This is a genomic window from Serratia sp. NCCP-200 (assembly GCF_059697885.1).
The window spans coordinates 178,836-197,576 of sequence record NZ_BAAKUJ010000005.1 but is presented as its reverse complement, the minus strand read 5'-3'; the positions used below and the strand labels follow the sequence as shown (position 1 = coordinate 197,576).

The window sequence follows — 18,741 nt, the reverse complement described above, 5'->3', positions numbered from 1 at the left end:
AAAACACGCTCATCACAGGGGATAAACGCTATATATTGACTTCGAACAGCAACATCAGTTCACCCACATAGTCGCCAGTAATCTCTCCTCGTGCCCCTGCAGGCTGATGGGCTGACACCGACAGTAGATAATTCCCTACTGAGGCATCTCCCTGGGGGATCGGGTTGCTGAAATCTATCGGTGTAGCACTTAATGTCTGCAAGGTAGCCGTACTGCTGCCAAACGCGACATGCGCGGTACTGAACACCAGCGAGGGGTTCGTACTGTGGGTCAGGATCAACGGGTTAACTAGCGTGACGCTGAAATCGCGTTCATTACGGATGCTGACCTTCACCGGCACTTGAGCTTGATAAAGAGTGACGTCTCTACCGCTGCTGTTGTCCAGTGTCAGTGTGTCATACCAACCACCCTCCGGTTTTTCTACCGTAATTTGTGGCAGGTTGGTCAGGTTGATGGTGATAGGCACCCCGCCCAAGGGGGAGTCGGCTGCATTTGCCGTAATTCCAGGCAGCAGCAACACTGCCAAAATCATCTGTTGCCATAGCTTCATGGTGCTCATTCCTTTTTATGCGCCACACTGCAGGGTAAAAGTTTTGTCCTGCGCCTTGCCGCGTAATGTTTTGCCAGCCATATGACGCGGCGTGCCAGGGTAGACGTTAAAGCTATCCACGGCCTTGCCATCCAGCGTCAGTTCACTGAACTCAACGCGCACCGTGCCGGTTGAAGCCAACTGCAATCCTTGTGCTTCGCAGCGATGTTGCCAGGTAGCAATAGGGTTCATGGGCAGTTGGCGCACCAGGCCCATATACCCGAGATTGACCACCATCACGTTGCCTCGAGTTCCGCTGATGTTGAGCTTCTGCTGCGGGATCACCGAGAGCCGATACACTTTTTCCTGCTCAGGCTGTTGCAACGGCTTCAAATGCACCCGTTTTTCCTGGCGTGGGCCCAGCGACAGCTTGAACGGCGCGGCATACAGGTAAGGCGTTTTGATGATACCCAAGGGTATGCGTTGTTCCTGTTCTGGCGGTACGCCGGGGTTAACCAGTTCGAACAGGCCAACTTCGACAAACTCGGATTTATCACCGGTATTGATCACGTTCACTACCGCCTCTTCGCCTTTTATTTCGACGATTTTCGGTCTGATATCAATCAGCGCCTGTGCCATTCCCCAGGGAAACGTACCGAGCACCGCCGCCGCGACAGCCTTACGGGCAGCGCAGATCAAAGGGTTTGCCATCGGCTTGGCCTTTCAGGGCTTTCACTGGGAATACGCGCGGTAATCCTGGGAAGATTTTTTGTTCATCAGGCGTGCTGCCCGCCGGAACCGCCTGCAAACCGCTAAACAACGTATGCATGTTGCCAGTGGAGGTCAATTGCAGCCCACCGGCTTGGCATTGGTGAGCCCAACTGTGGGTTTGCGAACCGGAGGAGGGTAAGTGGTTTACCAGCACCCCATAGGCTATGCCAAAGGTGATCGGTGCTTTGATTTTGTCTTGGCTATTATCACCCACCACCTTGATGCTATTGACTGGCACAATGTATAAGCGATAGAGAGTCTCTTTCGCTGGTGCCTTCAGCACCACCAGATTGATGTCGCGCTTTTGGCCTGGGCCTAAGGTCAATTTGGCCGGGTTGGCCATCATTTCCGGCACGGCTAGCTCGCCAATCGGCGTTTTACGCTCCGGTTTCTCGCCGGGATTTTCAATGCGCACCATATCGATTTTCAGATAAAGGGGTTTATCCCCAAGATTGCTGACCTGAACGGTACGATTTTGAGTGCCTTCAACAGTGCTGCGTGCGGGTATCACCATCAGTTGGCCATCGGCCAGAGTTAACCCACTCATAGCTAGCAGGGCACTTGCCAGAGTGATGTGCAGGGGGCTGATTTTCGGTTTCATTTTTCTACTCTATTCCATGCGTTACTTGCCAACCCTTACAGATGCTGGCAGAGGTAACGGTTGTTATTCTGGCGTTGACTCAGATCGCATTGATAACGCCCCTGTTTGCCATTAACGGTGACCACCTGCAGCATCATCGAGGTCGCTACCGAGAACATGCCGTTCGGGTAGACGGTATCGCCGGTTTCTTGCAGCATACCGCTCACAGGTAGCCCGTGGCTGTCCATCAGAAAACCGTTATACAGCAGGTTCATTTCGACCTCGGCCATCACCGGGTACACTTGTCCTGGATGGGCGCGAAGGATGTTGGCAGGTAGACGAATGTTCATGTCCGTATTGCTATCCACCGACTGCGCGCGGGCGAAGGCCACGTCCTGATAGCTGGCCAGTGGCACCGCATAAGTGCTGCCACCGGCAACCGGAGAGCCTTCAACCTTGAATCCGTACTTCATATCCCCCAATACAGGCGTAGTCACCAGCATTGCAGTACCACCAGAGCTGGTACGTCCCAAGGCAATACCGTCGCGGCTTGCCGCCAGCATGCCGTTGTAGTTAAAACTGGTGTTGGTAATGCGGTCGTCTACCCCAATGCGGCCTGATACGTCACCACGAGAACCGCTGCGGCGGGCGTTGACGCCAATGGCGTTGGTACGGCCGATTTCACTGAAGTCCACTCCGGCGTAGGTGGTGCCGTTGACGTCTTCAAACTCACGGCTATAGCTACCGCCAGTGTGCAATTTACCGTCGTTATAAGCGGCATTGAACGTTCCTGTGTTACGATCCAACATGATGGTGGTATTCAGAAACAGCCCGTAGTTGTTGTTGCTGGTATCAAATCCGCCCTTCTGTAGACCGGCAGAAATTACCGCCCAAACCCCGTTACCGCGCCAGTTCCAGGTGCTTTGTAACTGGTGGCGTTCGCTGCGTGCGAAACGGCTGTAGTGATAGGCCATACGCGTTGCTCCAAACTGCCGATTGTATGACAGCGTGCTACTGTCATTGCCCCGATAGAACTCGGATACCGTAGTATTCTGGTACCGTGAGGCGCTCAGGTAGCCTAATAGTGGGCTGCCAACGCTCAGGCTGGCATAGCCACCGACGCTCCTCTCGCCCGCCATGACACCCGCGGTGGGGGTGACGTCTACATCGTCAACCTGCATGGGCCGGGTGAGGTTATGCTCCATCGCCCATTTGTTACTCGTACCCTTGAGCAGTGCACTACTCATGGCAAACCAGTGGGTACGGAAGTTGGCCCCGGCGCTCGCCAGGTTTTCCTGAGTATCCAGCTCCTTACCCAAGGTCACGAACCAGCCCGTTCCCGCGCCATAGTTCAGGTTGGCAACCTGTTGATTTTCGCGGCTAACCACTTGACCACTGCGGTTGACCAGCCGGATTTCCACGCTGTAGAAGCCGCCTGGCAACTGGTTGAAGTCAATCTCGTTGCGGCCAAGGGTGGCAGGCAGGCGGCGGATCAGCCGCCCGTCGCGGTAGAACTCGTAGTCACCATCGCTGGTGGCGAACAGCACCATCTTGCCGGCCGACTGGTTATCGCGTTTGAGATTATCCTGACTGCCGAGGGTGACGAACTGGTCAAAGCTCGGGCTGATGGTGGTGCTGACGCTGCCAGCAGCATAATCCCGGCTATCCTGGCGACCACCGCGCAGGTATGTGCTGGAGAAGTTTTTCTGCAGATACCAGGTACTGGCACCCTGATCGTTAGTCTGGGTATCGTAGCTTTTGCTCTCGTTGTAATACCAGTTCAGGTAGCCATAGCTCTGGAATGGCATGCCAAGATAGGCCTGACCCGTCGCCGCAACCGAGTGGTAGTTGTTTGACGCGGTTCGCACATCCAGCGCCTGGTTATGGATAAATCCCATCGTGGTGTGTGGCTGCACGTAACGCTGCTTGCCATCGGTGATGGTGATCGACTGCTTGACCTTGTCCAGAGAAATGACCTGACCGCTGATGCTATAGTCGCAACCGTTGGGGCAGACGGCGTAGGGGATCTGCGTCAACATTTTGTTCAACAGATCTATCTGCTCGGTTGGGATACCGTTTTGACGGAACAGTGCCTCATCAAAAGTCAGACGGCTCTTCTGCGCGGACCAACTGATCGCGCCTGGTAAGGGCTTGCCGTCCAGCGTGGCGAGAAACCGCATGGATTTATCCTGCTCGGCCTCGGAAAAACCCGCAGGAACCTGGTATTCAATTTGGGCAGTATCTGCATAGGTTGTTGCTGATGGTGCCAACAGCAATAATCCGGTTGCCCATCCTGGGATAGCTTTGGCCATGGAAAGTCCGTTCCATAAGTAGATTAAAGAGAGCTGCGAATAATTGCTTAACCAAAATGTCCGGTTATATTAAGCAGTCCGTTATTGAATGGATTCTTATGCTTTCATAACTCGGGAACGGATGCCAAACCGTAATCACCATGGCGAAACAAATGGAGTGATAACGATTAAATAATAGGGTTAAAAATCTAACCCTATTTATTATTGGCCTGGGTCTCATCCAATTATTGACTAACTATCAGGCCAAATATAATCAACTTTCCAAAGGTTGGAGATTATGGCATTGGTTCGAACAGCATCACCAGATCGCCCTGGTAGTCACCGTTGGTGCTAACGCCAGCCGCAACGTTGGTTGGTGCATCAGCTGTGATTTTCAGGGTGTAGGTGTTATCAAAACCGCCTGTTACTGGGGTGGTCTGAGTGAGTTCTGCAGCGGTTGCCGTGCTCAATTCCAGGCCGCCCAGAGTCACTTTTACGCCGTCTAACTGCGCGCTATCAGCACGGGTCACGGTCAAAGGTTGAACCATGGTCACATCAACTTTGTCCGTAGTGCTGTAAATACGCACTGGCAGATCGTTAGAAGCGAAAGTAGTCTGGTAGCGATCGCTGGCGAACAGTTCTTCCGTGTCGTACCAGGTGCTGCCATCCGGTTTAGAAACAAAAATCGCATCGTTAATGGTGGCAACGATAGAGATTTTTTTGTTGATGCCAGGGGCGGCGTTAGCCATGCTGGATGACAGAATGGCAGCAGCGACTACAGACAGAAGGATCTTTTTCATGTTTTTCCCTTATTAAATGTTTTTGACGTCCTTATCTTTAAGAAACGTCTCCTGCGTTTATTACTGAACTTTATACAAATAACCCTTAAAAAAGGTTATTTGGAATGAGTTCAATCCATGATCAAAATATTCACTAAACATCAAAAAGGTATAGGATAAAGATTAGACTAATGACTAAGATATATCTGTGTTATCAGTGGTTGGCACTATAGGATCATTCTTTGTTTTATGTAAGATAATATTTATTTATAGGCGATGCGAATTAGTTATACTTCTATTCCAGCCAGGAGCGGTTCGGTAGATTGATGCAGCAGGTGATAAGTTCGGAGGGCTATGTATTGGTATTGATCGGAGATATCGAGAACATGCAGTGGTTATGCTGATATGGGCGACAAAATGGCAATCTGAGGGTGCAGCATAGAAGTGAGCCTGCTTTCAACAACGCCCCAGAAAGAGGCGTTGCCAATAACAGGATCAGTTAAAACGCATCGACAGATCGAGCGCGGTAACGTGCTTGGTCAGCGCCCCGACAGAGATATAATCCACCCCGGTTTCGGCAAACTCGCGCAGGGTCTGATCGGTAACGTTGCCGGAGACTTCCAACTGGGTGCGTCCCTGGGCCAGGGCAACGGCATCGCGCATCATCTCGACGCTGAAATTATCCAGCATCACAATATCGGCCCCGGCATCCAGCGCCTGTTGCAGCTCATCCAGCGATTCTACTTCCACTTCTACCGGCACGTCGGCGTGCAGCCAGAAGGCTTTCTCTACCGCGTTTTTGATCGAGCCAGAAGCAATGATATGGTTTTCCTTGATCAGGAAAGCATCCGAGAGACCGAGACGGTGATTGCTGCCACCGCCGCACAGCACGGCATATTTCAGCGCGGTGCGCAGGCCGGGCAGTGTCTTGCGGGTATCCAGCAGCCGGGTTTTTGTGCCTTGCAGCAACGCAACATAGCGGCTTACCGCCGTGGCTACGCCGGACAGCGTTTGCACAAAGTTCAGCGCGGTACGTTCGCCCGTCAGCATTATACGCGCTGGGCCGCTCAGGCGGCATAGCGGCTGGTTGGGTACCAGTTTATCGCCATCTTCCACCAACCACTCGATCTTCACCTGTCCACCCAGTTGGATAAACACCTCTTCCAACCAGCGGCGGCCACAGAAAACGCCGGGTTCACGGGTGATCACCGTGGCATTGGCCTGCTTATCTGCGGGTAGCAGCTGTGCGGTGATATCGCGCTCGGCATCCACGGAGCCCCCCAGATCTTCGCTCAGCGCCTGGGCGACGGTGGCAGGGACATCATTGGCAATACGTTCGAGAAGCGCGGTACGGCGGCTGTCGGCACTGTAGCGACGGGTCGGCATGGCAAACTCCGGAAATGGGCTATAAGCGGTGAGTGCACATGCTACTCTGTTTTATATCCCCGCGCCAGCCGCTAGTTCTACATAATATCAATAGGTTAGTGATGCTGTAATCCCCCTCACCCTAACCCTCTCCCACAGGGAGAGGGGACTGAATGTGCCACAATTTTACGTCCACATCTGACCTTAACACATGCCGCGCCCCTACGGCGTACCACCTTAGCCATGCTGCAAGTTGTACTACCAACAGCACAACCGCATTAAATATCTCAACCTTCCCTATTTGGCATACTGTTTATCCAGACAGTGTTCTGTCTGGGTTAATAAAATCATCAATAGAATTTTTTAATAACTTACACCGCAGGTGTATTACGAGGATTTAATATGAAAAAGTATCCATTAAATGTTCTCTATCGACTGTATAAAGCAGAGGCTGGCGATACCATTGATAACACTTATGTTCGTCTAACTGGCGGTTGGAAGACCAACGATGACCGTAATGTCGGTGAGAATGGGTTGCTCAGTATAAATCCTTTCTACCAGTTCGTATTTAAGGATTTATCCGATGGGCAATACTATCAGGTAGGTGATGTCGGCAAGGTGGCTTCCGACCCCAAATACCCTGGCAGTGTTTTCTATACAGAGCCATTCACTGATACCAGGGAAATCACCCGGGACGGGCATACTTGCAAATATTCAACAATTGCAGTGAACGTGGTTGAGGTTACGGAAGTGTTGCAGCCTTAATATTATTGAAGTCCAATGGTGACGAACGTGTTTTTTAACCTATAACGTTTTAATCATGAGGCAATCAGGCCTATATTCAGTATTAATAAGATGCTGGATATAGGTCATTCACCGCGTTATTTTAGGACTACGTTTGGGCAACTGAAAATAGTGTCCGTCAAGATGACTTTTGTACTGACTGGCATCCACAGGCCGCGACTGCCGGGGGCAGTGCTTGATGTGGCGGCGCAGGTAACTAATCCATTTATTATCAACGTATTAAATTCACTTCGCGGAAACATGCTACTCTGCTGCTGGCACTCGTCCCATCGCAAGCATTATGCTGGGGAACAGACAGAAGGAGAGGATTAGCTAATGACGCTGTTTACGCTGTTACTGGTTTTGGCGTGGGAACGCCTGTTTAAACTGGGTGAGCACTGGCAGTTGGACCATCGTTTAGAAGTGGTGTTTCAGCGGCTGCATCGGTTTTCTTTGGCACAAACGTTGGCAATGACCCTGGTCTGGATGTTTATCGTCTGGGGCATTCTGTGGTTGGCCCAGGGCCTGTTCTTCGGCGTTGTGGCGCTACTGCTGTGGATTGTGATTGGTCTGCTGTGCGTTGGGGCCGGGATCACACGCAAACATTATCGGGCCTATTTGCAGGCCGCACGGCAGGGCGATACCCACGCCAGCGATCAGATGGCGGAAGAGCTGGCGCTGATCCACGGTTTACCGGTGCAGTGCAGCGAGGCAGAGCGCCTGCGTGAACTGCAAAATGCCCTGTTGTGGATTAACTATCGCTACTATTTGGCACCGCTGTTCTGGTTTACGGTGTGCGGGCCATACGGGCCGCTCGCTCTGGCGGGCTATGCTTTTCTGCGGGCCTACCAAACCTGGCTGGCACGGCATCATACACCGCTGCAACGCTCGCAAACGGGGATCGACTTCCTGCTGCATGTGTTGGACTGGATCCCGGTTCGTCTGGCAGGGGTAGCGTATGCGCTGATTGGACATGGCGAAAGGGCGCTGCCCGCGTGGTTTGCTTCGCTGGGGGATCGTCATACTTCGCAGTATCAGGTATTGACGCGTTTGGCGCAGTTCTCTCTGGCCCGTGAACCGCATATGGACCCGGTTCAGACGCCGCGCGCCGCGGTAACGTTAGCGCGTAAAGTGACTCTGATTGTGGTGGTGGTGGTGGCGATATTGACGATTTACGGTACCTTGCTCTGAAGGTAACGGCGGGCGCAGAGTAGCGCCCGCCAGCAGATTACAGCTTGGCGAAGCAGCGGCGTGCGGCATCGACGGTGCGCTGAATATCTTCCTCGCTGTGTGCGACAGACATAAAGCCAGCCTCGAACGCCGACGGGGCCAGATAAACCCCCTCATCCAACATCAGATGGAAGAAGCGCTTGAAGCGCTCGACATCGCAACCCATCACGTCCTGATAGCAGGTGACCGTTGGCGCATCGGTAAAGAACAGCCCGAACATGCCGCCTACATGGTTGACCACGAACGGAATATTCTCTGCCTTGGCCGCTGCCAGCAGGCCTTCTGCCAGCTTGTTGGTCAGTTCGGTCAAGGTCTGGTGAATGCCAACCTGGGAAACCTCGGTCAGGCAGGCGAAACCGGCGGCCATGGCAATCGGGTTGCCGGACAGCGTACCAGCCTGATACACCGGCCCGGTAGGTGCCAGAGCGGCCATCACTTCACGGCGGCCACCGAAGGCCCCCACAGGCATGCCACCACCGATAATTTTGCCCAGGCAGGTCAGATCTGGTACCACATCGTAATAAGACTGAGCACCGGCCAGCGCGACGCGGAAACCGGTCATCACTTCATCAATGATCAACAGCGCACCATACTTGTCACACAGGGCGCGCAGGCCCGGCAGGAAGTCTGGCAGCGGTGGAATGCAGTTCATGTTGCCCGCGACCGGCTCAACGATGATACAGGCGATCTCTGAAGGGTACTGCTCGAATGCGGTACGCACGGAGTCGAGATCGTTATAGGTACAGGTCAGCGTGTGCTTGGCGAAGTCTGCCGGCACGCCCGGTGAGTTCGGCTGGCCCAGCGTCAGTGCGCCGGAACCGGCTTTCACCAGCAGGCAGTCGGCGTGGCCGTGGTAGCAGCCTTCAAACTTGATGATCTTGTCGCGGTTGGTATAGCCACGGGCCAGACGAATGGCGCTCATGGTGGCTTCGGTACCGGAGTTCACCATACGCACCATATCCATGGTTGGCACCAGATTGGTCACCAACTCGGCCATTTTCACTTCCATCTCGGTAGGTGCGCCGAAGCTCAGGCCGCGCTGTGCCGCCTCGATCACCGCATTGCGGATCGCCGGATGGTTATGGCCCAGCACCATCGGGCCCCAGGAACCGACATAATCGATATAGGCTTTACCATCGGCATCAAACAGATAGGCACCGTCGGCACGTTCGATAAACAGCGGGGTACCGCCTACACCGGTGAATGCACGCACTGGGGAGTTGACTCCGCCTGGGATCAGCTGTTGCGCCTGGGCGTACAGACTTTCGGACTTACTGTGTAAGCTCATAAACCGGCTCCTGGGTTTGCTTTTGAATGATTTGACCGCGCTATTCTAGTGGAGAGTACGGAGTTATGAAACGATCATAGACCGATACCTATTTTGAGGGGGCGGTAAGACAACGACTGAGCTAGAATAGCTTACATCGCTATTAGTCTGATTTTTCAATTCAATAATGAACCCACTATGACTGAATTACAGCAACAGCCTCCTGCGGCTTCAGGCGTGAGCCTGACTCGCAACTATAGAGTCCGTCAGTTTATTCGCCAGGATAAAACGCCGGTTGTCATCCTGATCATGGCGGCGGTGGTAGGGACGTTGGCGGGATTGTTGGGCGTCGCTTTTGATAAAGCGGTGGAGTGGGTGCAGCAGCAGCGGCTGTCGGGCCTGGCCTCTGTTGCCAACTCCTGGTTCCTGGTGTGGCCGCTGGCGTTTATATTGTCAGCCATGCTGGCCGCTTTTGGCTTTTATCTGGTCAAACGTTTTGCGCCAGAGGCGGGGGGATCAGGGATACCAGAGATCGAAGGGGCACTGGAAGAGTTACGCCCGGTGCGCTGGTGGCGGGTTATCCCGGTGAAATTTATCGGTGGTATGGGTACGCTCGGTGCAGGCATGGTACTAGGGCGTGAAGGGCCGACGGTACAGATGGGGGCCAATGCCGGGCGAATGGTGTTGGATATTTTCCGTATGCGCAGTGCGGAAGCGCGCCACTCCATGCTGGCCACCGGTGCTGCAGCGGGTCTCTCCGCCGCGTTCAACGCGCCTCTGGCGGGGATCTTGTTCGTGATCGAAGAGATGCGGCCGCAGTTTCGTTACAACCTGATCTCCATCAAGGCGGTGTTTATCGGCGTGATTATGTCGAGCATTGTCTTTCGCATTTTTAATGGTGAAAGTCCGCTGATCGAGGTGGGTAAACTCGCTTCGGCACCGCTCAATACGCTGTGGTTGTACCTGGTGCTGGGGACGGTGTTTGGCGCGGTGGGGGTGATGTTTAACGCACTGGTGTTTCGTACCCAGGATATGTTTGCCCGTTTTCATGGTGGTAAGATGAGCAAGTTCCTGCTGATTGGTGCTCTGCTAGGGGGCGCTTGTGGCGTGCTTGGGCTGATCGAGCCAGCAGCCGCGGGTGGCGGTTCGGCCTTGATCCCGATCGCGGCGGCGGGTAATTACAGCGTCGGCATGCTGTTGTTTATCTTTATCGCACGGGTGATCACCACGGTGCTCTGCTTCGGTTCAGGCGCACCGGGCGGTATTTTTGCACCGATGCTCGCCCTGGGAACGCTGCTAGGCACCGCTTTTGGTCTTTTTGGCGCTCATCTGTTCCCAGAGTATGGGCTTGAGGCTGGCACCTTTGCTATTGCGGGCATGGGGGCGCTGTTTGCCGCTACCGTGCGTGCCCCATTAACCGGTATTGTGCTGGTATTGGAAATGACCGATAACTATCAGCTGATTTTGCCGATGATTATTACCTGCCTCGGCGCGACCCTGGTGGCGCAGTTCCTGGGCGGTAAGCCATTGTATTCCGCCATTTTAGCCCGCACCTTACAAAGGCAGCAGCAGGCATTGGCCGAGAAAACAGGTAAAGAAAATACAACAAATGCGGTGAATACTTGAACGCAACACTCAGGTATTAGATAATCAGCACCATTAATCAGGTTACCGTCGTCGTCGCCTGATGTGAAACACTGTTGGGAGTAACGAGTATGAGTGATGAAACAGCACTGCCCCTGCAATTTACCGAGGCAGCAGCAAGCAAGGTGAAATTCCTGATTGCTGACGAAGAGAATCCAAACCTGAAGTTGCGGGTTTACATTACCGGTGGTGGCTGCAGTGGATTCCAGTACGGCTTCACGTTTGATGACAAGATCAACGACGGCGATATGACCATCGAGAAACAGGGCGTTGCGCTGGTGGTTGATCCGATGAGCCTGCAATATCTGGTTGGCGGCGCGGTGGATTACACCGAAGGGTTGGAAGGTTCACGCTTTATCGTAACTAACCCGAATGCCAAAACCACCTGCGGCTGCGGTTCTTCATTCAGTATCTGATCCGCCGCCGTTAAATAACCCGCCAGCCGGCATGGTGCGCGGGTTTTTTTGTGCCTACCATTCCACGGTGATCAGTTCGCTTTCCCGATCGTCTACTACCCGTTTGCTATGGCTCATCTTCGGTTGCAAGACTGTGCCATTGCCGCACTCCACCTGTGGCGTGTTGCCGGTCGTGGTTACGCTGCAGGTGGGAACAATCGTCAGACTGATACCCATCTTGCCGCTGGTGTTTTCGGCCAGCACGCTGCTGCTCAACAACAGTGTGCTGGCGATCAAAAGATTTTTCTTCATGCTTAAATTCAAAACAATACCTATCCGCAGGCCACAGCAATAGGACCTATCGGCAAAAGTGAACGGAACTTAATGGCGCGGGATAATTTTTAACGAAGAGTTAACTGGATGATTACATTATTCAAGCGCATTTTAATAGCGCAAAATAATAGCACATTGCTTATATAATAGTCGAATATACTGATTAACAGCAAAGCCTCCGCCGAAGCTGGCGGAGGCAAGAATTACTGTTCGAGGATAAACGCCGGTAGTTTAAGATGCCAACGAATGGCGGCCAGGCGGATGCCCAGCGTGATGATCATCCCTAACATCATGGCATGCTGTAACGGCATACCAAAGCTGTAGAACGCCGTGACGTGCACCGCTCCGCCAACGATGCAGGCGGTGGCGTAGACCTCGGTTCGCAGGATCATCGGGATCTCACGGGCCAGCACGTCACGGATAATCCCGCCGCCGACACCGGTGATCACTCCCATGCAGACCGCCACCAGCGGTCCACTGCCTGCGGCGAACGCCTTATTGACGCCGATCCCCACGAACACCGCCAGCCCGATGGCATCGAGCACCGGCAGGATCCATTTCGGCAACCGACGCGGCTGGCGTACCAGCAGCAGCGTCAGCACACAGGTGATCATCGCCACCACCAGATCGGTGGGATCCTTTACCCAGAATACCGGGCCGTTGGCGAGCGCCATATCACGGATCGTCCCGCCGCCGACCGCGGTCACTACCCCCAGTACCAATACGCCAAAGGGATCCATCCGTAATTTGCCCGCCAGCAACACGCCGGAAATGGCAAACACCGCCGTACCAAGAATATCCAGCCAAAATACCATCAATGGATCTCCTCCAATTGACCGCATAGTGATTGTGCCGCCAGCATGATGCGTGGCCCGGCACGGTTAAACCAATCTTCCTCAAGGGCAATCACCGGCACGTCCAACTGTGGGCCCCAGAAGGCTTTCACATTGGCGATCTGCTGGGCATTCCCGCTGATCACGATGGCCTGCGGTTTACGCACCAGCACCTGCTCACGGCTCACCTGCGGCCAAGGCACGGGGCTATCGGCAAAGATATTCTCAGCGCCGCACAAGGACAGCACCTGGCTTTGCAACGTGGCCGCCGAACTGGTGAACAGCGGTTGGGTGCCAAACTGCAGCAGCACTGGCCTTGGCGAATTGCTGGCATAGCGCATTTTCAGCTCCTCTACCTGTTGGCGGAGGCTGGCAGCGGCCTGATGTGCCTGTTCTGGATGAGGGCTGTACTGCGCCAACGCATCCAGCGACTGGGCGATCTCGTCAATATTTTTGGCATCTGCATAAAAAATCGGGATGCCGAAGGAGGCGAGCTGATCCAATACCCGCTGGGGGTTACCGCCACGCCAGGCGAGAACCAGATCGGGTTTCAACGCCAGGATCCGTTCCAGGTTGATCCCTTGCCAGGAGGCGACCTGTTCCAGCTGCTTGGCGGCAGGGGGGTAATCGGAGTAAGCGCTGACGGCCAGCAGGGTATCCCCCATACCGGCCGCATAGGCAAGCTCCGTGGTGCTCGGTGCCAGGCTGATCACCCGTTGGGCGGCGCTGGCAGGCAGCAGCATCCCCAGGATCAGCCAGCTCAGCAGGGCGCACAGACGCAGCTTCACATTAACCGCGCTTGGCCAGGGCTTGCAGCATGGCATTGACCATCAGCGAGGACTGCTTGGCGGCCACCGCCAGGAACTCGTCGAAGCTCATATGGGATTCACTATCGGCAACGTCGGAAATCGCGCGTACCACCACGAATGGCGTGCCGAACTGATGGCAAACGTGGCCAACGGCGGCGGCTTCCATCTCAACGGCGGCAACGGTTGGGAAGGTGTTGCGGATGCGGGCCAGAGGCTCGGCACCGTTAATAAAGGCGTCACCGCTGCAAATCAGGCCGCGTACCGCGTTCAGGTTAAGCTGCTTGATGCAGTTTTCCGCCAACTCGATCAACGCAGGATCGGCAACGAACGCTGGCGGGCAACCGGCCATCTGGCCCGGTTCGTAGCCAAAGGCGGTCACGTCGGCGTCGTGGTAGCGCACTTCTTCAGACACGACGATATCACCCACGTTCAGCGTAGCGGCCAGGCCACCGGCGGAACCGGTATTGATCACCACATCGGGTTGGCACTGTTCCAGCAGCAGGGTGGTACCCAGGGCCGCTGCCACTTTGCCGATGCCCGATTTGAGCAGGGCGACTTCCACGCCGTTGATTTGGCCGGTATAGATCTCACAACCCGCACGTTGCAGGGTCTGGCGGTTCGCAATTTGCTCGCGCAGCAGGGTAACTTCTTCTTCCATTGCGCCGATGATGCCTACTTTCATAAATAATACTCGCTGATAGGGTATGGAAATTGCGCCATAGTCTATCATGGCTCTGTGAGAGAGATAATCCGCAATACCGTTGCATCCGCCGCCGGGAATTGTTATCACGGAGGGAATGCGCAACGGGAGGAGAAACAGATGTCCGGGATCGACTTTAAGCAGAAGATCAGCTTTCAGCGGCCTTTTAGCAAGCCGATTGAAGCCGAAGAAGAGTACGACATCATTCGCCAGTTCGAGAGCGATCGCGGTCGCATCGTCAATTCTGCGGCGATACGCCGTTTGCAGCAGAAAACGCAGGTGTTTCCGCTGGAGCGTAACGCGGCGGTGCGCAGCCGTCTGACCCACTCGATGGAAGTGCAACAGGTGGGGCGGCATATTGCCAAAGAGATCCTCAACCGCTTCAAACAGGAAAAGCGTATTGATGCGCTCGGCCTGAGCAAGCTGCTCGATCCTTTCGAGAGCATTGTCGAAATGGCCTGCCTGATGCACGACATCGGCAATCCGCCGTTTGGCCATTTTGGTGAATCTGCTATCAACGACTGGTTCCGCCAGCGGCTCGATCCGGCCAGCTGTGGCAGTGAGCCGGGTAGCCACGATCGTTGCCAGGTAGAGGTGTTACGCCTGCATGAAGGGGAGAGCGACCTCAACCGGCTGCGCAGCCGTATTCGCCACGATCTCAGCCATTTTGAGGGCAATGCTCAGGCGATCCGCCTGGTCTACACGTTGCTGAAATTGAACCTGACCTATGCGCAGGTAGGCTGCATCCTGAAATATACCCGTCCGGCCTATTGGGCGAGCGATATTCCCGCCAGCCACAGCTATCTGATGAAGAAGCCAGGGTTTTATCTGGCCGAAGAAGCCTTTGTCGATCGCTTGCGGCGTGAATTACATATGGGAGAGTTCGATCGTTTCCCTCTCACTTATATTATGGAAGCCGCTGATGATATTTCTTATTGCGTGGCCGATCTGGAAGACGCGGTAGAAAAGAACATCTTTACCGTGGAACAGTTGTATCAGCATTTAATCCAGGAATGGGGCGAGATTGCTCCAGGAGATCTGTTTGATAAGACCGTGGCCAGTGCGTTTCGCAAAATTGAGCGCAGCGCAGCGCGCCGCAGTTCAGAAGATCAGTTCTTTATGTACCTGCGGGTATTTACCGTTGCCAAATTGGTTCCCCATGCGGCCCAGCGGTTTATCGATAACCTGGACTCGGTGTATCACGGCCACTTTAACGGAGCCTTGTTGGAGGATGCCAGCCCGGCTTGCCGTCTGCTGGCTATCTTCAAGAACGTTGCGTTCAAACACGTGTTCAACCACCCGGAAGTGGAGCAGTTGGAACTCCAGGGTTACCGGGTGATCAACGGCCTGCTGGACATTTATAGCCCGCTGCTGGCCATGTCGCTGGCCGATTTCAGCCAGTTGGTGCGGGAAGACAGCCACCGGGCGTTTCCGATTGAAACGCGGCTGTTTCACAAGCTTTCGACCAAACATCGCCTGGCCTATGTTGAGGCGGTGGAAGGTTTGCAGCATCTTTCTGCCGAGCAGCAGGCTATTAGGGAATATTATTTCCGGGCGCGGTTGTTACAGGATTATATCAGCGGCATGACCGACCTTTATGCCTATGATGAATATCGTCGTTTAATGGCAGCGGAATAAAATCATGAGATAATTCTCGCTTATTTTAGCGAGATAACTCTCAAGCTGGAACATTATTTCTAGTTTTGTAAAGACCGACAATATTTGTTTACTATTAGCCAGCCGCACCAGGGGAACTTCAGCTTATCAGCAGGCTCTTACTAAGCACCAAGACCCGGTATTCCTTTTTGAACGACTTTTAAGAGACACACAGATGAAAAAAACAGCACTGGTTTTAAGCGCCCTGGCTTTGAGTATTGGTTTGGCAATGGGTCCGGTAACGACCGCCAACGCCGCAGAAACGGCTTCTGCCTCCACTAGCGCCCAACCGATGCCAAGCCTGGCACCGATGTTGGAAAAAGTGATGCCTTCAGTGGTAAGCATTAACGTGGAAGGAAGTGCCGCGGTGAATGCGAAAACGGTACAGCAAATGTCGCCGTTCTGCCAGGATGGTTCACCCTTCCAGGGATCCCCAATGTGCCAAGGTGGCGCACCGGGTGGGCCAACTACCCAGGAAGCCTTTAAAGCCCTGGGTTCAGGCGTCATCATCAATGCGGACAAAGGCTATGTGGTCACCAACAACCACGTGGTAGACAATGCCAGCAAGATCACGGTGCAATTGAGCGATGGCCGTCGCTTTGAAGCCAAGGTGATCGGCAAGGATCCGCGTTCTGATATCGCGTTGATCCAACTGAAAGACGCCAAAAACCTGTCAGCGATCAAAATGGCCGATTCCGAGCAGCTGCGCGTGGGTGATTACACCGTGGCGATCGGTAACCCGTATGGCCTGGGTGAAACAGTGACCTCCGGGATCGTTTCTGCCTTGGGGCGTAGCGGTTTGAACATTGAAAACTACGAAAACTTTATCCAGACCGATGCGGCGATCAACCGGGGTAACTCCGGCGGTGCGTTGGTTAACCTGAACGGTGAGCTGGTTGGCATTAACACCGCGATCCTGGCGCCGGACGGCGGCAACATTGGTATCGGCTTCGCTATTCCAAGCAACATGGTGAAAAACCTGACCTCGCAAATGGTGGAATATGGCCAGGTGAAACGCGGTGAGCTGGGCATCATGGGTACCGAGTTGAACTCCGAGCTGGCGCAAGCGATGAAAGTGGACGCCCAGCGTGGCGCATTCGTCAGCCAGGTTGTGCCGAAATCCTCCGCTGCCAAGGCCGGTATCAAGGCCGGCGACGTGATTGTCACCATGAACGGTAAAGCCATCTCCAGCTTTGCGTCGTTCCGTGCCGAAATTGGCAGCTTGCCGGTGGGCACCAAGATGGCGCTGGGCATTATCCGCGACGGCAAGCCGGTGACCATTGACGTAACGCTTGAGCAAAGCAGCCAGGAGCAGGTTGATTCCAGCAATATTTACACCGGTATTGAAGGTGCAGAACTGAGCAACAGCACCGACAAAGTGAAAGGTGTGAAGATTGAGAAGGTGAAACCTGGCAGTGCCGCTGCGCGCATCGGGCTGAAAAAAGGCGACGTGATCATGGGTGTGAACCAGCAGCCGATCAATAACCTGGGCGAACTGCGTAAGGTGCTCGACAGCAAGCCTGCGGTGTTGGCGTTGAACATCCAACGTGGCGACTCGACGCTGTATCTGCTGATGCAGTAATATCATAGCGATATCGCACATAGGCACGCTTCGGCGTGCCTATTTTTTTGCCCAGCGTTTCAATAAAATAAAAGCCAGTAGCTATTTTTACGCTAGTAAAGTTAGGTTGGAAGATACAAACCAACTTTTTTGTTATAAAAAACACTGAGATTGTTAGTTATAAACGACAGTAAAGTTCGCAGTAGAGTTTGCTACACCAGGAGTAATGGTATCTGAAAAACCGACATAGCGAGAAACAAAACGTAATTCGTTAAAGCCAGCATGTAAAGTAAAATCAGGTGAGGCCTGAAAAATAGGAATAATAGTCGTCATTGTTTCATTGGTGATTTGGATCCCCACACCAGTCGCAACATTATTTTCCGGCGTCAATGCCAAAACCTTATTATCACTGGTGGCGGGAATGCCATCAAACTTTACCTGTGCAGTTTTACCATCTAGAGCGGCAGGACAGTCCGTTAATCGAATAGAGAAATAAACCGGGTTGGCAAATCTTCCTGTGTTGCCGGAGCCTCCTCTGAGGTAAGAGGCATGCGCGGTTCCCATTACCACGGTTAACGGATTGGACGTATCGTTTTCCACCGTACAGGCGACATCCGTAATGCTTCCGGTGAAGTCAACTTCTCCATCGGCCGCTGCCACATACGAACTTATTGAGAGGTAAACAGAGGTTAAAAATAGAGGTAAAAACTTATTCATTTCCCTTCCTTGTGATGATTTTATTTTGGTTGAAAACCAACGTCATCGTAATTGGAAAAAAACCAAATAACACCTCACTAAATGTGATTAAGATCAACTAATGAAGTTAATGGGTAAAAAAGGAAAACTCTGATGTCATAATTTGATAGCATCGATGATTTTAGTGCCAGCGATCTGACATAAGCTTCCGTTATGTATTTTTTGAGGTAAATTAAATGTGGTCATGGCGATTGTCAATGAAAGTGGTATGTCATGGTTAATTTAAATAGATGGCATGGTAATAAACTATTGCCTAAATCATAAAGAATTAATGTGCTTTCTTCTATGATGAAGAAAGAGGATGACGACATAGAAGCCAACCTAAGCCGTATACGGGTCTGCGATAAGGATGAAGTGGTGACGCCTCGCTTTACTCGATAGGGCTAAAAACTGTGAGTTTGAACACAACTTGTGCCCGGCCAAAACGCATTTGGGCATCTGCACAATGTGCCCGTAGAG

The 18,741-nt window shown here is 53.4% G+C and carries 18 protein-coding genes; 6 read left to right on the top strand and 12 right to left on the bottom strand.

The window, feature by feature from the left end:
* Positions 1-28: 28 nt before the first annotated feature.
* The 6 genes from AC6HVW_RS17455 to nadC form a co-directional block, all read right to left on the bottom strand.
* Positions 29-550, bottom strand: a complete 522-nt coding sequence (locus AC6HVW_RS17455; protein ID WP_186486129.1) for a fimbrial protein — start codon at positions 548-550, stop codon at positions 29-31.
* A 15-nt stretch (positions 551-565) separates the two neighbouring features.
* On the bottom strand, positions 566-1,240 hold the full coding sequence (locus tag AC6HVW_RS17450) for a fimbrial biogenesis chaperone (RefSeq protein ID WP_497569570.1): 675 nt from the start codon (positions 1,238-1,240) through the stop codon (positions 566-568).
* Positions 1,209-1,901 (bottom strand): hypothetical protein, encoded by a 693-nt coding sequence (locus AC6HVW_RS17445; RefSeq protein ID WP_071682207.1) that lies wholly within the window; start codon positions 1,899-1,901, stop codon positions 1,209-1,211. The genes AC6HVW_RS17450 and AC6HVW_RS17445 overlap by 32 nt, the downstream gene beginning before the upstream one ends.
* A gap of 35 nt (positions 1,902-1,936) precedes the next feature.
* Positions 1,937-4,192 carry a TcfC E-set like domain-containing protein gene (locus tag AC6HVW_RS17440; RefSeq protein ID WP_071682208.1) on the bottom strand — a complete coding sequence of 752 codons (2,256 nt, stop codon included), beginning with the start codon at positions 4,190-4,192 and terminating at the stop codon, positions 1,937-1,939.
* A 275-nt stretch (positions 4,193-4,467) separates the two neighbouring features.
* A complete protein-coding gene (locus AC6HVW_RS17435) occupies positions 4,468-4,971 on the bottom strand; it encodes a CS1 type fimbrial major subunit (RefSeq protein WP_071682209.1) in 504 nt (167 codons plus the stop codon).
* Between the two features lie 474 nt (positions 4,972-5,445).
* The gene (gene nadC / locus AC6HVW_RS17430) at positions 5,446-6,336 is read right to left on the bottom strand and encodes a carboxylating nicotinate-nucleotide diphosphorylase (protein ID WP_071682210.1); all 891 of its coding nucleotides are present in this window, start codon (positions 6,334-6,336) and stop codon (positions 5,446-5,448) included.
* Positions 6,337-6,717: 381 nt separating this feature from the next.
* On the opposite strand from nadC, the gene AC6HVW_RS17425 reads away from it, so the two are divergent.
* On the top strand, positions 6,718-7,080 hold the full coding sequence (locus AC6HVW_RS17425) for a hypothetical protein (RefSeq protein WP_071682211.1): 363 nt from the start codon (positions 6,718-6,720) through the stop codon (positions 7,078-7,080).
* Positions 7,081-7,434: 354 nt separating this feature from the next.
* Complete coding sequence (gene ampE, locus AC6HVW_RS17420; RefSeq protein WP_071682212.1) at positions 7,435-8,289, top strand: beta-lactamase regulator AmpE; 855 nt, start codon at positions 7,435-7,437, stop codon at positions 8,287-8,289.
* 37 nt (positions 8,290-8,326) lie between these two features.
* On the opposite strand, the gene hemL is transcribed toward ampE, so the two are convergent.
* The gene (gene hemL / locus AC6HVW_RS17415; protein WP_071682213.1) at positions 8,327-9,616 is read right to left on the bottom strand and encodes a glutamate-1-semialdehyde 2,1-aminomutase; all 1,290 of its coding nucleotides are present in this window, start codon (positions 9,614-9,616) and stop codon (positions 8,327-8,329) included.
* 177 nt (positions 9,617-9,793) lie between these two features.
* Here hemL and clcA point away from each other — a divergent pair, with 177 nt between their 5' ends.
* Both clcA and erpA read left to right on the top strand, forming a co-directional pair.
* Positions 9,794-11,221 (top strand): H(+)/Cl(-) exchange transporter ClcA, encoded by a 1,428-nt coding sequence (gene clcA, locus AC6HVW_RS17410; RefSeq protein ID WP_071682214.1) that lies wholly within the window; start codon positions 9,794-9,796, stop codon positions 11,219-11,221.
* Between the two features lie 89 nt (positions 11,222-11,310).
* On the top strand, positions 11,311-11,655 hold the full coding sequence (gene erpA / locus AC6HVW_RS17405; protein WP_021179368.1) for an iron-sulfur cluster insertion protein ErpA: 345 nt from the start codon (positions 11,311-11,313) through the stop codon (positions 11,653-11,655).
* Positions 11,656-11,709: 54 nt separating this feature from the next.
* On the opposite strand, the gene AC6HVW_RS17400 is transcribed toward erpA, so the two are convergent.
* From AC6HVW_RS17400 to mtnN, 4 genes are all read right to left on the bottom strand, one after another.
* Complete coding sequence (locus AC6HVW_RS17400; protein ID WP_071682215.1) at positions 11,710-11,946, bottom strand: hypothetical protein; 237 nt, start codon at positions 11,944-11,946, stop codon at positions 11,710-11,712.
* A gap of 224 nt (positions 11,947-12,170) precedes the next feature.
* Complete coding sequence (locus tag AC6HVW_RS17395) at positions 12,171-12,785, bottom strand: TRIC cation channel family protein (protein ID WP_059199769.1); 615 nt, start codon at positions 12,783-12,785, stop codon at positions 12,171-12,173.
* On the bottom strand, positions 12,782-13,588 hold the full coding sequence (gene btuF / locus AC6HVW_RS17390) for a vitamin B12 ABC transporter substrate-binding protein BtuF (protein ID WP_071682216.1): 807 nt from the start codon (positions 13,586-13,588) through the stop codon (positions 12,782-12,784). Before btuF ends, AC6HVW_RS17395 begins: the two co-directional genes overlap by 4 nt.
* A 1-nt stretch (position 13,589) precedes the next feature.
* Entirely contained in the window at positions 13,590-14,291 is a 702-nt protein-coding gene (mtnN, locus tag AC6HVW_RS17385) for a 5'-methylthioadenosine/S-adenosylhomocysteine nucleosidase (protein WP_024483476.1), read from the bottom strand.
* A gap of 138 nt (positions 14,292-14,429) precedes the next feature.
* On the opposite strand from mtnN, the gene dgt reads away from it, so the two are divergent.
* Together dgt and degP are read left to right on the top strand one after the other, a co-directional pair.
* Positions 14,430-15,947, top strand: coding sequence for a dGTPase (gene dgt, locus AC6HVW_RS17380; protein ID WP_071682217.1), 1,518 nt, complete (start codon positions 14,430-14,432; stop codon positions 15,945-15,947).
* 193 nt (positions 15,948-16,140) lie between these two features.
* Entirely contained in the window at positions 16,141-17,547 is a 1,407-nt protein-coding gene (gene degP, locus AC6HVW_RS17375) for a serine endoprotease DegP (RefSeq protein WP_071682218.1), read from the top strand.
* A 153-nt stretch (positions 17,548-17,700) separates the two neighbouring features.
* Here degP and AC6HVW_RS17370 read toward each other — a convergent pair whose 3' ends face one another.
* Complete coding sequence (locus AC6HVW_RS17370) at positions 17,701-18,243, bottom strand: fimbrial protein (protein ID WP_071682219.1); 543 nt, start codon at positions 18,241-18,243, stop codon at positions 17,701-17,703.
* Positions 18,244-18,741: the final 498 nt, after the last annotated feature.